This is a genomic window from Marinactinospora endophytica (assembly GCF_054780875.1).
Genome location: NZ_BAAGVM010000011.1, coordinates 209048 through 223060, shown reverse-complemented (window position 1 = coordinate 223060; position 14013 = coordinate 209048). Strand labels below are relative to the sequence as shown.

Annotated in this window: 14 protein-coding genes; 4 read left to right on the top strand and 10 right to left on the bottom strand. The window is 72.6% G+C overall.

Features of this window, described 5'->3' with window-relative positions; translation table 11 throughout:
- Position 1: 1 nt before the first annotated feature.
- From ACYVHU_RS20370 to ACYVHU_RS20355, 4 genes are all read right to left on the bottom strand, one after another.
- Positions 2 to 517 (bottom strand): FBP domain-containing protein, encoded by a 516-nt coding sequence (locus tag ACYVHU_RS20370; RefSeq protein ID WP_078759474.1) that lies wholly within the window; start codon positions 515 to 517, stop codon positions 2 to 4.
- 194 nt (positions 518 to 711) lie between these two features.
- Positions 712 to 1062 (bottom strand): DUF779 domain-containing protein, encoded by a 351-nt coding sequence (locus ACYVHU_RS20365; RefSeq protein WP_200813464.1) that lies wholly within the window; start codon positions 1060 to 1062, stop codon positions 712 to 714.
- A gap of 29 nt (positions 1063 to 1091) precedes the next feature.
- A complete protein-coding gene (gene exaC, locus ACYVHU_RS20360; protein WP_498949279.1) occupies positions 1092 to 2615 on the bottom strand; it encodes an aldehyde dehydrogenase family protein in 1524 nt (507 codons plus the stop codon).
- A 126-nt stretch (positions 2616 to 2741) separates the two neighbouring features.
- Positions 2742 to 4016: a GAF domain-containing protein gene (locus tag ACYVHU_RS20355; RefSeq protein WP_432941020.1), complete on the bottom strand. Its 1275-nt coding sequence runs from the start codon at positions 4014 to 4016 to the stop codon at positions 2742 to 2744.
- Between the two features lie 220 nt (positions 4017 to 4236).
- Here ACYVHU_RS20355 and ACYVHU_RS20350 point away from each other — a divergent pair, with 220 nt between their 5' ends.
- Positions 4237 to 5979, top strand: a complete 1743-nt coding sequence (locus ACYVHU_RS20350) for a pyruvate dehydrogenase (RefSeq protein ID WP_078759477.1) — start codon at positions 4237 to 4239, stop codon at positions 5977 to 5979.
- A gap of 79 nt (positions 5980 to 6058) precedes the next feature.
- On the opposite strand, the gene paaE is transcribed toward ACYVHU_RS20350, so the two are convergent.
- From paaE to paaA, 5 genes are read right to left on the bottom strand one after another with little or no spacing between them, the layout of a single operon-like run.
- Positions 6059 to 7171: a 1,2-phenylacetyl-CoA epoxidase subunit PaaE gene (gene paaE, locus ACYVHU_RS20345; RefSeq protein ID WP_394330013.1), complete on the bottom strand. Its 1113-nt coding sequence runs from the start codon at positions 7169 to 7171 to the stop codon at positions 6059 to 6061.
- Positions 7172 to 7175: 4 nt separating this feature from the next.
- Complete coding sequence (gene paaD / locus ACYVHU_RS20340; protein ID WP_498949278.1) at positions 7176 to 7697, bottom strand: 1,2-phenylacetyl-CoA epoxidase subunit PaaD; 522 nt, start codon at positions 7695 to 7697, stop codon at positions 7176 to 7178.
- Positions 7694 to 8575 (bottom strand): 1,2-phenylacetyl-CoA epoxidase subunit PaaC, encoded by an 882-nt coding sequence (gene paaC, locus ACYVHU_RS20335; RefSeq protein WP_144290635.1) that lies wholly within the window; start codon positions 8573 to 8575, stop codon positions 7694 to 7696. The genes paaD and paaC overlap by 4 nt, the downstream gene beginning before the upstream one ends.
- 38 nt (positions 8576 to 8613) lie before the next feature.
- Positions 8614 to 8916, bottom strand: coding sequence for a 1,2-phenylacetyl-CoA epoxidase subunit PaaB (gene paaB, locus ACYVHU_RS20330; protein ID WP_078759478.1), 303 nt, complete (start codon positions 8914 to 8916; stop codon positions 8614 to 8616).
- Complete coding sequence (gene paaA, locus ACYVHU_RS20325; RefSeq protein WP_078759479.1) at positions 8913 to 9896, bottom strand: 1,2-phenylacetyl-CoA epoxidase subunit PaaA; 984 nt, start codon at positions 9894 to 9896, stop codon at positions 8913 to 8915. The genes paaB and paaA overlap by 4 nt, the downstream gene beginning before the upstream one ends.
- A 166-nt stretch (positions 9897 to 10062) precedes the next feature.
- Between paaA and sigJ the strand changes: the two genes are divergently transcribed.
- Together sigJ and ACYVHU_RS20315 are read left to right on the top strand one after the other, a co-directional pair.
- Entirely contained in the window at positions 10063 to 10974 is a 912-nt protein-coding gene (gene sigJ, locus ACYVHU_RS20320; RefSeq protein WP_078759480.1) for an RNA polymerase sigma factor SigJ, read from the top strand.
- A gap of 35 nt (positions 10975 to 11009) precedes the next feature.
- Positions 11010 to 11441 (top strand): carboxymuconolactone decarboxylase family protein, encoded by a 432-nt coding sequence (locus ACYVHU_RS20315; RefSeq protein ID WP_078759481.1) that lies wholly within the window; start codon positions 11010 to 11012, stop codon positions 11439 to 11441.
- Between the two features lie 673 nt (positions 11442 to 12114).
- Here ACYVHU_RS20315 and ACYVHU_RS20310 read toward each other — a convergent pair.
- On the bottom strand, positions 12115 to 12705 hold the full coding sequence (locus ACYVHU_RS20310) for a hypothetical protein (protein ID WP_498949276.1): 591 nt from the start codon (positions 12703 to 12705) through the stop codon (positions 12115 to 12117).
- A gap of 247 nt (positions 12706 to 12952) precedes the next feature.
- Between ACYVHU_RS20310 and ACYVHU_RS20305 the strand changes: the two genes are divergently transcribed.
- The gene (locus ACYVHU_RS20305) at positions 12953 to 13999 is read left to right on the top strand and encodes a fatty acid desaturase family protein (RefSeq protein ID WP_498949275.1); all 1047 of its coding nucleotides are present in this window, start codon (positions 12953 to 12955) and stop codon (positions 13997 to 13999) included.
- Positions 14000 to 14013: the final 14 nt, after the last annotated feature.

Genomic DNA, 14013 nt, shown 5'->3' with positions numbered 1-14013 from the left:
GCTAGGCGGAGGCCGCGGTGTCGTGCAGGACCCGGTCCAAAAAGCCCCCGAGGTTGGTGGTGGCGCGCGCGATCCGCTCCTCCAGGGTGAGGGACTCGCGCTGGTGCTTGGACGCCTCGGTCTTCTTGCGTCCCCTCAGGTACAGGGAGCAGGCCAGGTCGTCGCATATGTAGGCGCCGACGCTGTCGCCGCGGCGGCCGGCCTCGCCGACCCTGCGCGCGGTGAGCAGGGAGACCCCCGACCCCGCGTGGGCGGTCAGACAGACCGAGCAGACCAGGGTCTTCGTCGTCGCCCTGGCCACGCGCGGCGGGACCCGCAGGACGACCCCCAGGAGCCGTCCGGCGTGCTCGGCCACGATGTAGCCCCGTTCCGGCGCGCCGGGATCGCGCCAGCCGAGGAAGTCGAGGTCGGACCAGGGAAGGTCGGCGAATCCCCGCGGCAGGGAGATGCGGCGCGCCTCCCCCTTCGAACAGTTGACAAAGGAACGACGTATCTCGTCTTCGGTGAGTGGTGACACGAGGAGCGAAGTTAACATCCCATGACCGGTCGTGTCGTCTCCTTTTCCGCGCCGATCCCCCGCCCTTGCCGGCAGGAACGGAAAACCGTCGCCACGGGTGCGCGATATCACATCGGAGGCGGTCGGATCGACCGGCGGACACGCCCGCCGCTGGGCGCAAGGCCGGGGCCGGCCCGAGGGCCGGCCCGTCGCGTTCAGTCGGAAACCTCCCCTTCGTCGAGCAGCCGGGAGCGGATGATGAAGCGCTGCCCGGTCGGCGCCTCCAGGGAGAACCCGGCGCCCCGGCCCGCCACCACGTCGATGGTCAGATGCGTGTGCCTCCACAGCGCGTACTGCGACCGCGACATCCACACCGGCACCGGTTCGGGGGTGCCCGGCTCCAACTCCCCCAGCAGCACGTCGGCAGAACCGATCCGAAACTCCCCCGCCCGATAGCACATGGGGGAACTGCCGTCACAGCAGCCGCCCGACTGGTGGAACATCAACGGCCCGTGCTCCTCGCGCAGCGCCCTCAGCAACCGTGCGGCCCGCGCCGTCAACGCCACCCGCGCGCGGCCCCCTTCCCGCTCCGGCGTCAAAACAGCCCCAGCGCCTCATCGGAGTAGCTCACCAGCAGGTTCTTCGTCTGCTGGTAGTGGGCGAGCATCATCCGGTGGTTCTCGCGGCCGATCCCCGACTGCTTGTATCCGCCGAACGCGGCGTGCGCCGGATAGGCGTGGTAGTTGTTCACCCAGACGCGGCCCGCCTGGATGTCGCGGCCGGCGCGGTGGGCGATGGAACCGTCGCGCGCCCACACCCCGGCCCCCAGGCCGTAGAGGGTGTCGTTGGCGATCCGCACGGCGTCGGCGTAGTCGGAGAAACGGGTGACGGCGAGGACCGGGCCGAAGATCTCCTCCTGGAAGATCCGCATCGAGTTGTCGCCCTCGAACACGGTCGGGGTGACGTAGTAGCCGCCGGCCAGCTCCCCCTCCAGCTCCGCGCGCTCACCGCCGGTCAGGACCCGGGCCCCCTCCTTACGGCCCAGGTCGATGTAGGACAGGATCTTCTCCAGCTGGTCGTTGCTCGCCTGCGCGCCGATCATCGTCTCGGTGTCGAGGGGGTCGCCCTGGCGGATGCGGCGCGTGCGCTCAAGGCCGTCGGCGAGGAAGGCGTCGTAGATCTCGTCCTGGAGCAGCGCCCGCGAGGGGCAGGTGCACACCTCGCCCTGGTTCAGGGCGAACATCGCGAACCCCTCCAGCGCCTTGTCGTAGAAGGCGTCGCGGGCCGCGGCGACGTCGGCGAAGAACACGTTGGGGCTCTTGCCGCCGAGCTCCAAGGTGACCGGGACCAGGTTCTCGCTGGCGTATTGCATGATGAGCCGGCCCGTGGTGGTCTCGCCGGTGAAGGCGACCTTGCGCACCCGGGGGCTCGTCGCGAGGGGCTGGCCCGCCTCGGCGCCGAAACCGTTGACGACGTTGACCACTCCGGGCGGGAGGAGGTCGGCGATCAACTCCATCAGCAGCATGATCGACGCCGGCGTCTGCTCGGCCGGTTTGAGCACCACCGTGTTGCCCGCCGCCAGCGCCGGGGCGAGCTTCCACGTCGCCATGAGCAGCGGGAAGTTCCACGGGATGATCTGGGCCACCACCCCCAGCGGTTCGTGGAAGTGGTAGGCGACGGTGGCCTCGTCGATCTGGGAGATCCCGCCCTCCTGGGCGCGGATCGCGCCGGCGAAGTAGCGGAAGTGGTCCACCGCGAGAGGCAGGTCGGCGGCCAGGCACTCGCGTACCGGTTTGCCGTTGTCCCAGCTCTCGGCGACGGCCAGCCGTTCCAGGTGCTGCTCGATGCGGTCGGCGACGCGGTTGAGGACGACCGCGCGCTCGGCCGGAGGGGTGCGCCCCCAGGCGGGGGCGGCGGCCTCGGCCGCGTCCAGGGCGAGCTCGATATCCTCGGCGTCGCTCCGGGCCACCTCCGTGAAGGCCTTTCCGGTCACCGGCGTGGGGTTCTCGAAGTAGCGTCCGCGCACCGGCGCGACCCATTCCCCGCCGATCCAGTTGTCGTAGCGGGGCGCGTACTCCACCGGGCTCCCGGGCTGTCCGGGCGGAGCGTAGATCACCATGACGGTTGCCTCCTCGTCGGCCTGGGCGGCACGCCGACCTGCGGGCGCCGCCGGGACTGCCACGTTGATGTGACGCTAGTCACCTGCCCGTTGCGCGCACGTTGCACGCACGCGCGGCATCGTCTCTCAGCAGGCGCCGCGTCTCAGCCACGCACGCAGCAGCGGAACGTGGGGGGACCCTTCGGGCAGCGCCCGCAGCGCTGCGTCGAGGACCCTGGGATCGTCACGGCCGTCCGGGCGGCGGGCCCACTCCAGCAGGCTCTCGGCGTCGGCGTCGCGGCCAAGCGCGGTACGGATCTCCCAGGCGAGCTCCTCTCGGATGTCGACCACGCCCGGCGCCGTGGAGGCGGGCAGGACCGGACCCTGGTAGACGCCTAGCGCCTGGCGGTGGCGTCCCAACGCCAGGAGACGGCGGACCTCCTCGATGTCGGTGCGCACCGGCACCGACAACCGGTAGGGCCGCGAGGCGAGGACGCCGGGGCCGAGCAGGCGACGTAGCCGCGCCACCTCCGCGCGGACGGTGACCGCCGCCACGTCGCGCTCGTGCAACCGCGCGCCCAGCCCCTCGGCCGTCAGACCGCCGGGGTGATGGGCGAGCAGCAGCAGGATCTCGGCGTGGCGGACGCCCAGCTCCACGGCGTGTCCGTCCCCGCCGAACAGCGCGCCGTCCCGCCCCAGCACCCGCAGGGGGGCGGGATCGGTCCCTGCGGCCGGCGACGCCGGGGCGAGCGCGCCGGCCAGCCGCAGCAGGCGCAGCTCCCCTTCGACCGCGGCGGCCGCGGCACGCACCAGGGCCAGCGCGTACGGGGAGGCGGCGGTGTCCGCGCCGGTCAGGTCCAAGACCCCGATCACGGCGCCGGTGTCGGGGTCGCGGACGGGGGCCGCCGAGCAGCTCCACGACTGCACGTTGCGGCTGAAGTGCTCGCTGGCGAAGACCTGCGCCTCGTGTCCCAGGGCGAGCGCCAGCGCGGGCGCGTTGGTGCCGGCCCCGGCCTCGGCCCAGTTGGCGCCTTCGACGAAGAGCATGCGTTCGGCCCGCGCGCGCAGCCCCCGCTCGCCCTCCACCCACAGGAGGCGGCCCGCGGCGTCACCGACCGCGACGATGTGGGAACCGTGGTCGGCGGCGTCCACGAGGAGCCGCCGGATCAGCGGCAGCACCGAGGAGAACGGATGGGCCCCTCGATACTCCTCCAGCCGGTCGCCGCTGAGCTCCAACGGCGGCCGGGCGGTCTCGGGATCCACCCCGAGGACCCTGCATCGCTGCCAGGAGTCGCGCACGACGTCGCGTAGCCGGGCGGGCGGGCGGCCCGAGGCGAGGAAGCGCTCGTGGGCCGCCGCCACCGCGCGGCGCAGCTCCCCCGGATCGCTCCCCCGCGGCCAGGCGTTCCCGATGGCGGGCATCGCGTTCCCCCTCCCGCTAGGACCACGCCGCGCCCACATCCACCGGGCCGCGCGGCATCCACACCTCCCAGTTAAACCGGGCCGGACCGCGGTTGGCCAGGAGCGACGGCGCGGATGTGGGTAGAGGAGGGCCGACGCGGCGCTCCCCCCTGTCCGCCCGTCATCAGCGACGCGCCCGCCGCCCGTGGCGGGCCGGAACCGACGTCAAGGGGGCAGGAACGTGGCCAAGCAGACCGTCGCCGACCAGTTCATCGACATCCTCGGCCGGGCCGGGGTCCAGCGGGTCTACGGGGTCGTGGGCGACAGCCTCAATCCGATCACCGACGCCATCCGGCGCACCGCCGGCATCGACTGGGTCCAGGTCCGTCACGAGGAGGCGGCCGCGTTCGCGGCCGGCGCCGAGGCGCAGGTCACCGGACGGTTGACGGCGTGCGCCGGTAGTTGCGGACCGGGCAACCTGCACCTGATCAACGGCCTGTACGACGCGCACCGCAGCATGGTCCCGGTGCTGGCGATCGCCGCGCAGATCCCCAGCAGCGAGATCGGGACCGCCTACTTCCAGGAGACCCACCCCGACCGGTTGTTCGCCGAATGCAGCCACTACTCGGAACTGGTCTCCTCGCCCGAGCAGATGCCGCGGGTGCTGCTGACCGCCATCCGGCACGCGATCGGGCTGTCGGGCGTCTCGGTGGTCGCCCTGCCGGGGGACGTCGCCGGCCGTGACGCGCCCCGCCGTTCCGCACGCTCCACCCCCGACACCCGGCGGCCCTGCGTCCGGCCGGCCGACGAGGAGATCGCCGCCCTGGTCCGGCTGGTCGACGAGTCCCACCGGGTGACGCTGTTCTGCGGCAGCGGAACGGCCGGCGCCCACGCCGACGTCATGGCCTTCGCCGAACGGGTCAAGGCCCCGGTGGGGCACGCGCTGCGCGGAAAGGAGTGGATCCAATACGACAACCCCTTCGACGTTGGAATGTCCGGCCTTCTGGGCTACGGCGCGGCCTACGAGGCCATGCACGAGGCCGACCTGCTCATCCTGGCCGGAACGGACTTCCCCTATGAGGCGTTCCTGCCCCGCGACGTGCGCATCGCCCAGATCGACGTGCGCTCCGAGCACCTGGGCCGGCGGTGCGACCTGGACCTCGCGGTGTGGGGTGACGTCGGGGAGACGCTGCGCGCCCTGACCCCCAGGGTCCGGGAGAAGACGGACCGCCGCTTCCTCGACCGGATGCTGCGCAAGCACGCGGAGGCGCTGGAGGGGGTGGTGGCCGCCTACACCCAAGGGGTGGAGCGGCACACCCCCATCCACCCGGAGTACGTCGCCTCGGTGTTGGACGAGGAGGCCGGCGAGGACACCGTGTTCACCGTGGACACCGGCATGTGCAACGTGTGGGCGGCCCGCTACCTCACCCCCAACGGCCGCCGCCGGGTGATCGGCTCCTTCAGCCACGGGTCCATGGCCAACGCGCTGCCGCAGGCGGTCGGCGCGCAGTTCGCCGACCGTGGCCGTCAGGTCGTCTCCATGTCGGGTGACGGTGGTTTCTCCATGTTGATGGGGGACTTCCTGTCCCTGGTCCAGCACGACCTGCCGGTGAAGGTCGTACTGTTCAACAACTCCTCGCTGGGCATGGTGGACCTGGAGATGATCGTCGCGGGTCTGCCCCCGCACGGCACCGCCTATCCGCCGACCGACTACGCGGCGATCGCCCGCGCGATGGGCGCGCACGGCATCCGGGTGGAGGACCCGGCCGAGGTGCGCGGCGCGCTGCGCGAGGCGCTGCGGCACAACGGGCCGGCGCTGGTGGACGTGGTCACCGATCCCAACGCGCTTTCCATGCCGCCCCGCATCACCGGGGAACAGCTCAGCGGCTTCGCGCTGGCGACGAGCAAGATCGTCCTCAACGGCGGGGTCGGCCGGATGATCCGGATGGCCCGCGCCAACCTGCGCAACATCCCCCGGCCGTGAGTGCCGCGCCGTCTCGGCACCCGGACCGGTCCGTCCGGTGGGGCGGGGCCCACCGGACGGACCGGCGCGCCATCCGGGGTCAGGCGTCGAAGTCGACGGTGATCTCGTCGGATGCGGGAAGCGCCTGGCAGGACAGGGCGAACCCGGCGCTCACCTCGGCGTCGTCCAGCGCGAAGTTGCGGCGCATGCGGACCTCGCCCCGGGTCACCCGGACCCGGCAGGTGCCGCAGACTCCCCCCTTGCAGGCGAACGGCAGGTCCGAGCGGATCCGCTGCGCCGAGTCGAGGATGGGCACCGCGCGCGGGAGGTCGAGCGTCGTCGAACGCCCGTCGAGCACGACGGTGACCCGGCTCGCGGGTCCCGACAGGGCCGGATCGTCGCGGCGCACGGGCTCGGGCGGAAGGTCGCCGACGTGGAACAGCTCGGCGTGGACCCGGCCCGCGGGCACCCCGCGTCCGGCCAGGACCCGGCGGGCGTCGGTGACCATGCCGTAGGGCCCGCACAGCCACCAGTGGTCGACCCGCCCGGGCAGGATGGGCGAATCCAGCAGCGCCTCCAGACGGGCCGCGTCGAGCCGGCCGGTGAGCAGGTCGCAGGAGCGCGCCTCACGCGAGAGGACGTGCACGATCTCCAGGCGGGGACCGTGCGCGTCCTTGAGGTCGGCGAGCTCGTCGGCGAACATCACCGTGTCGGCCCTCCGGTTGCCGTAGAGCAGCGTGACCGACGAGTCCGTGGCGGCCAGCAGCGAGGCGGCGATGGACAACAGGGGGGTGATGCCCGATCCCGCCCCGATGAGGACGTGGCGGGCGGTGACGCCGAGGTCGGGGACGAAACGCCCGCTCGGTGGCGCGACCTCGATCTCGTCCCCGGGCCGGACCTCCTCCACCAGCCAGGTGGAGAACAGTCCTTCGGGGACCAGGCGCACCCCGATGCGGGGGGCCGCCCCGACCGGGGCGCAGATGGAGTAGGTGCGCCGTTCCTCGCGCCCTCGAACGACGCGGCGCAGGGTGAGCGACTGCCCCGGCGCGAAGGCGTAGGTGGAGGCGAGACGGTCGGGCACGTCGAAGGTGACCGCGACGGCGTCGTCGCACAACCGCTCGATCCCGGCGACGCGGAGCGGGTGGAACACCGCGCGCCGTGGCGGCCTGCCCGTCACAGGGCGGTCCGGGGCCGTGAAGGTGCTGGTGGACACCGGTTCAGATCTCCTTGACGTGTTCGAAGGGCTCGCCGCAGGCGCGGCAGCGCATCAGCGCCTTGCACGAGGTCGAGCCGAAGCGGGACAGCTTCTCGGTCCGGTCGGCACCGCACAACGGGCAGCGCGGCAGTCTCCTGGTGGCCGAGAGGGTCAGCGGGACGGGACCGCCGTGGCGGCGGGGCGCCGGACCGGGCGGGGAGATCCCGTGCTCGCCCAGCTTGCGACGGCCGGCCTCGGTGATGTCGTCGCTGCTCCACGGCGGCGACAGCCGGGTGCGCACCTCGACGCGGCCGTAGCCGGCCCGGGCCAGGGCGCGGTGCAGGTCGACCCGCATGACCTCCAGCGCCGGGCAGCCCGAGTAGGTGGGGGTGATGGTCACGACGACGGTCCCGTCGCCGTCGATCTCCACCTCGCGCAGGATGCCGAGGTCGGCCAGCGTCAGCATCGGCAGTTCGGGATCGGCCACCGTGGCGGCGACCCGCCAGGCCTGCCGCACGGCGGGGTTCGCTGTTTCGCCGCTCACCACGACGCTCCCGGATGGGCTCGGGCGACGGCCTGCATCTCGGCCAGCAGCGAGGCGAGTTCCCCGCTGTGCTGGCCGTCGCGGCCGGCCACGACGGCCGGCGGGACCGGTCCTGGCGACCGCAGTGTCGCCTCCCGCACCACCTGTTCGACGACGCCGAGGACCTCCACGCGCAGGCCGGCCGGGTCGGCCGCGACCGCGCCGTCGACCAGGCGCGCCTCGACCGGGTGGACGGCGAACAGTTCGCCGAGGTCGGGCCAGACCTCGGCGAGGCCGGCGGCCATGCGCTCCCGGGACAGCGGGGTGCCGTCCCCCAGGCGTATCACCCACCCCGCGGCGTACTCGCGATGGTAGGCGAGCTCGTTGACGCCCTTGGCGGCGACCGCCGCGAGCACCGGGTCGGCCGAGGAGCGCAACCGGTCGAACAGGGCGAGGCGCCAGGTGGAGAACACGAACAGGCGGGCGGTGGAACGGGCGAAGTCGCCGTTGGGCGCCTCGACGAGACGGACGTTGCGAAACTCCGGGGCGTCGCGGAAGAAGGCGAGGGCGTCCTCGTCGCGTCCGCTGCCGTCCACCCGTCCGGCGCGCGCCAGGAGCGGCCGGGCCTGACCGAGCAGGTCGAGCGCGATGTTGGCGAGCGCCACCTCCTCCTCCAGTTCCGGTGCCGAGGTGCACCACTGGATCAGTCGCTGGGACATCACCAGGGCGTCGTCGGCGAGCATGCAGCAGTACCGGGAGAGGTCGTCGGCGTCGACGCCGGGGGGCACCGGCGCGTCGGCGTCGAGGGGGGCCGCCACGAACCCGGTGCCAAACGCCCACCCCGGCTCGGTGCCGCCGTGGTCCTCGCTCAGTGCCGCATAGGGGTTGTCGCCACTCATCGGGTCTTCCTCGCTGTTCTGCGGCTTCGCCGTGTCCCTCACATGTGGGGGACGTCCTCGGGGATCGGATAGAAGGTGGGGTGGCGGTAGACCTTGTCGGCGCTGGGGGCGAAGAAGGGGTCCTTCTCATCGGGACTGGAGGCGCTGATGGCCTCGGCGGGCACCACCCAGATACTCACCCCCTCGTTGCGGCGGGTGTAGAGGTCGCGCGCGTTACGCAACGCCATCTCGGCGTCGGCGGCGTGCAGCGATCCCACGTGGACGTGGTTGAGCCCGCGCTTGCCCCGCACGAACACCTCGAACAGCGGCCAGTCGCCCCGCGGCTCCCCTTCCGCGCTCATGCCGGGACCTCCTCGGTGGTCCGCGCGCGCCGCTTGGCGGCGTGGGCGACCGCGGCCTCGCGCACCCATGCGCCGTTGTCGTGGGCGGCCCGGCGCCGGGCGATCCGCTCGGCGTTGCAGGGGCCGTCGCCGGCGATGACGCGCTTGAACTCCTCCCAGTCGGGCTGCCCGAAGTCGTGGTGGCCGCGCTCGGCGTTCCACCTCAGTTCGGGGTCGGGCAGGGTGACGCCGAGCCGGCGGGCCTGGGGGACGGTCATGTCCACGAACCGTTGGCGCAGTTCGTCGTTGGTGTCGCGCTTGATGCGCCAGGCCATCGACTGCCGGGTGTTGGGGGACTCGGCGTCGGGCGGGCCGAACATCATCAACGCCGGCCACCACCAGCGGTCCACCGCGTCTTGGACCATCTCCCGTTGCGCGGGGGTGCCCTCCATCATCCGCATGAGCAGTTCATAGCCCTGGCGCTGGTGGAACGACTCCTCCTTGCAGATGCGCACCATCGCACGCGCGTAGGGGCCGTAGGAGCTCCGGCACAGCGGCACCTGGTTGCAGATGGCCGCGCCGTCCACCAGCCAGCCGATCACCCCCACGTCGGCGAAGCTCAGGGTGGGGTAGTTGAAGATCGAGGAGTACTTCTGCCGTCCGTTGATCAGCCGTTGGGTGAGGTCGGCGCGCTCCACGCCCAGCGTCTCGGCCGCCGCGTACAGGTAGAGCCCGTGTCCGGCCTCGTCTTGCACCTTGGCCAGCAGGATCGCCTTGCGGCGCAGGCTCGGCGCGCGGGTCAGCCAGTCGCCCTCGGGTTGCATCCCGATGATCTCGGAGTGCGCGTGCTGGGCTATCTGGCGGATCAGCGTCTTGCGGTATCCCTCGGGCATCCAGTCGCGCGGTTCGATGCGCTGTTCGCCGCTGATACGCGCCTCGAAGTGGGCTTGGAGCCCGGCCTCGTCCGGCGGCGCGGTGGCGCGTCCGGTCGCCGTGGCCATCGTCCCCCCTTTCCTTACCGAACATTCGGTCAGTAATAAGTGTGCTCTAGACGCCCCACCCGGCACAACCCCTGTTCCGCTCCCTCCCACCGACCTCGCGGAGGCCCGCTTCCCCCGCCCCCTAGGCTGACCGGAGAGAACGGGACAGGCGAGGGGAGCCGAGCGCATGACCGGGTCGCCCGAAACGGACGATGTCCTCAAGACAGAGTGGGAGATCCACCGCCCCGCGGTCTTCGGCGTGGCCTACCGGCTGCTCGGAAGCGTCGCCGAGGCCGAGGACGTGACACAGGACGTGTGGCTGCGGGCGGCAGGGACCGACCTGCGCGACATCGCGAACCTGCGCGCCTGGCTGATCACGGTCGCGGCGCGGCGCTCCTACGACATCCTCGGATCCGCGCGGGTACGGCGCGAGAACTACGTCGGGCCGTGGCTGCCGGAACCGCTGTTGACGGGCCCCGACGCCGCGGAGCCGGTGCTCGTGGACGAATCCGTCGCAACGGCGATGCTGGTGGTCATGGAGGAGCTCACCCCGGCCGAACGGGTGGCCCTCGTCCTCCACGACGTCTTCCAGATCGAGTTCGCCCGGATCGCCGAGGTACTGGGAAGCTCCACGGCGGCGGCCCGCCAGCACGCCTCGCGGGCACGGCGGCGGGTGGCGAGGGCCCGGGGGCAGGCGCCGCAGGCTCCACGGGCGGAACGGGACCGGCTGGTGGCGGCCTTCCGGGACGCCTACGAGGCCGGCGACCTGGCCGCTCTGGTCCGCCTGCTCCACCCCGACGCCGTGTACGTCACCGACGGTGGCGGCGAGGTCCCTGCGGCCCGCAAGCTCATCCACGGCGGCGCCCGCATCGCCGAGGTGCTGCTCCGGGTGTTGCGCAGGTACCACCCCGAACACGTGGGTCTCGTCGAGGTCGGTGGCGAACCGGCGCTCGTGGTCATGTGGGACGGGCGTGTTCGCGCGGTCGACACGCTGGAGATCAGGGACGGCAGGATCATCGCCTACCGCAGGGTGGTCAACCCCCACAAGATCGCGCACCTCCCTCCTGTCACATCCGAACGGTCCGTTCCGTCCTCCTGACGACCGTGCCATGACGATCCAGGAGAGAACAGACGATGACCCGCATGAACGTCGCCGAGACGGCGCCAGCCCCCTACCGCGCCCTTCTCCAGGCCGACGCCGCCCTGCGCACCGGTCCCTTGGACGCGACGGTGCGTGAACTCGTCAAGCTGCGCGCCTCACAACTCAACGGATGCGTCTTCTGCGTCGACCTGCACGCGGGCGAGGCGCGTGGCAACGGGGAGTCCGAGAGGCGGCTGTACCAGCTCGCCGTGTGGCAGGAGTCGGAGCTGTTCGACGCCCGCGAGCGGGCCGCCCTCGCCTACACCGACGCGGTGACCCGTCTGGAACCCGTGGGCGACGACCTGTGGGAGACGCTGCGCCGCCACTTCCCCGACGAGGCCGAACTGGGCCACCTGGTCACGCAGGTCGCCCTGATCAACGCGCTGAACAGGGTGGGCGTGCCCATGCGGATGAGGCCGGCCTGACCCACACCGCCATCCGGAGCGGTCCGGGCGGCATCTCGCCTCGCGCGGACCGCCCGGCCCCGGCCGGCCGCGAGCGCGACCGTGGGGCGATGACCGCGCCCCGCGCCTGGGCGCCGTAGGGGTCCACGCGGCAAAAGGCGGCTGCCGCGCAGGGCGCAGCCCCAAGACCCCGGCAGGTCTCCGCGCGGTGCCGCGCCCTCGCGGGTCGGCGCCGGCGCGGCCGGCCTCGGGCACGCGGACGTCCTCGAAGCGGGAGCCGCGCAGGTCGGCCCGGAGGCCCGGAGGGAAGGACCGCCCTGGCCCGCCGCCCCCGACCGGCGCCCCGGACGGACACGCCGCCGCCCCCGCACCCGGTGAACAAACACCGGGCGCGGGGGCGGTTCGGGAGGGCCGCCACGGTGGGGGAGGAGACGTCGAGATGGACGCGACGGAACGCGCCGGTGGAGGAGACGGCGCCCTCGCCGCCCGTCCCGGTCCTGTCCACATCGACGAGGGCGGTCCCACCACCCCTGGTCCGGACGGGTCCGCACCGTCCCCGCCCACGGAGCGGACCGCGCATGGGCGGCCGGCGCGGTCCGGTCGTGGACGCGGTCGGCCACGCCCACGGCCTCGCATCGCCGCATCCCGCCGGTGGCGCCGGAGCGCGGAACGGCCGGGAGGGGACACGCGGGTGCTAACGGGGGATGTCGACACACGCCAGGAAGGCACCCGTGCCGGCCTGGTCCCGTCCCCCCGCACCGCTGTGGACGACCAGGGAGGCCACATCCTGCGGGTCGATCCGCCAGCCCAGCGTGTTGGTCGCGTGCGCATCGCCCTCGTCGTCCGCGGAGAGCGAGAACCAGACCTTCTCGCCGTTGTGCCGGTAGGCCGGGTTGGGGGAGCCCGATCCCGGGGAGTCGGGGTCGTCGTCCTCCGCCGGCACCGGGGTCGGCGCCTCCGGGGTGCAGGGCCGCACGTGCAGGTCGGCCGCGTAGTCGTGCCCCGGGTCCAGCCCGGAGGCATAGACGCCGACCTCGCTGCGCTGCGCGGCGATCTCCTTGAACGAGACCGTGATCTCGGCCCCCACGGGGACCGACTCGTCGTAGCTGTAGGCCCCCGCCCCCTCGTCGCCGGCCGGGGCGACGGTCTCGCGGACCACGCGGTCGGCGTCGGTGGGGACGAGCGCCTCGGACGGACCGTCGACCGGTAGTGGCGTCTCACCTCCCCCACAGCCGTTCGCGCACACCGTTACGGTCGCCATCAGCACGAGCGCGCCTCGCCGCATCGTCCTCCCCCGCTTCCGTTCCGCTCGCCGCCGGTGTCCGGCCGGACTCCGGGACCTGCTACCCGAAGGGGCGCGACCAACCCCTCCACTCCGGCGTGGTGAAGCGCCCGGACGGGGTGGGACCGATTCCACCCCCAACCGTGGTGCGCGCACCCTGGAGGTGAGCGGCTCCGTTGCCTAGGTTGGTCATCATGCCCGCCGGACTTCCCCGGCGCCTGGCCTCTCGGGGCCGTGACGAGGAGATGAGATGACCGCGGATATCGATGGTGGGAGCGCGTCGACGCGCTCCCGCGGTGGTAGCGACTTCGCCCGCCTGTCCCGCAGGATCACGGCGGCCGGACTGATGGATCGGCGCCCCGGGTACTACGTGATACGGCTCGGCCTGGTCGGGACGCTCTTCGTCGCCGGCTGGGTGGCTTTCGCCCTGATCGGCGACTCCTGGTGGCAGGTCCTCGTCGCGGTCTACCTTGCCGTGGTGTTCGGCCAGGTGGCGCTGGTCGCCCACGACCTCGCCCACCGCCAGGTGTTCCGTGGCCGCCGCGCCAGCGAAATCGCCGGCCGCATCGCCGGCAACCTGTGCATCGGCATGGGCTACGGCTGGTGGATGGACAAGCACACCCGCCATCACGCCAACCCCAACCACGAGGAGCTGGACCCCGACGTCGCTCCGGAGATCCTGGTGTGGTCCCCCGAGCAGGCCCGCTCCAGCCGGGGGCTGGCCCGGCTGCTGGGCCCTTGGCAGGCGTTCCTGTTCTTCCCCCTGCTCACCCTGGAGGGGATGAACCTGCACGTGGCCAGCGTGCGCGGGCTGTTCCGTAGCACGCTGAAGCGGCGGTGGCTGGAGGGCACGCTGCTGTTCGGCCACTTCGCGGCCTACCTCGCCGCGCTCTTCCTGGTGCTGTCGCCCGGCAAGGCCCTGGTCTTCCTCGCCGTGCACCAAGGACTGTTCGGGATCTACCTGGGATCGGCCTTCGCCCCCAACCACAAGGGCATGCCGACCCTGACCGGCGAGCCGAAACTCGACTTCCTCCGCAAGCAGGTGTTGACCTCGCGCAACGTGCGCGGTGGCCACGTCGTGGACATCGTCCTGGGCGGGCTCAACTACCAGATCGAGCACCACCTGTTCCCCAGCATGCCCTCGCCCAACCTGCGCCGGGCCCAGCCGATCGTGGAGGCCTACTGCGCGGAGATCGGCGTGCCCTACGAGCAGACGGGGCTGATCGCCTCCTACCGCGTCGCGCTGGGCCACCTGCACCGCGTCGGAGCCCCGCTGCGGCGCGGAGAGCGGGCATGAGCGCCGCTCCCGCC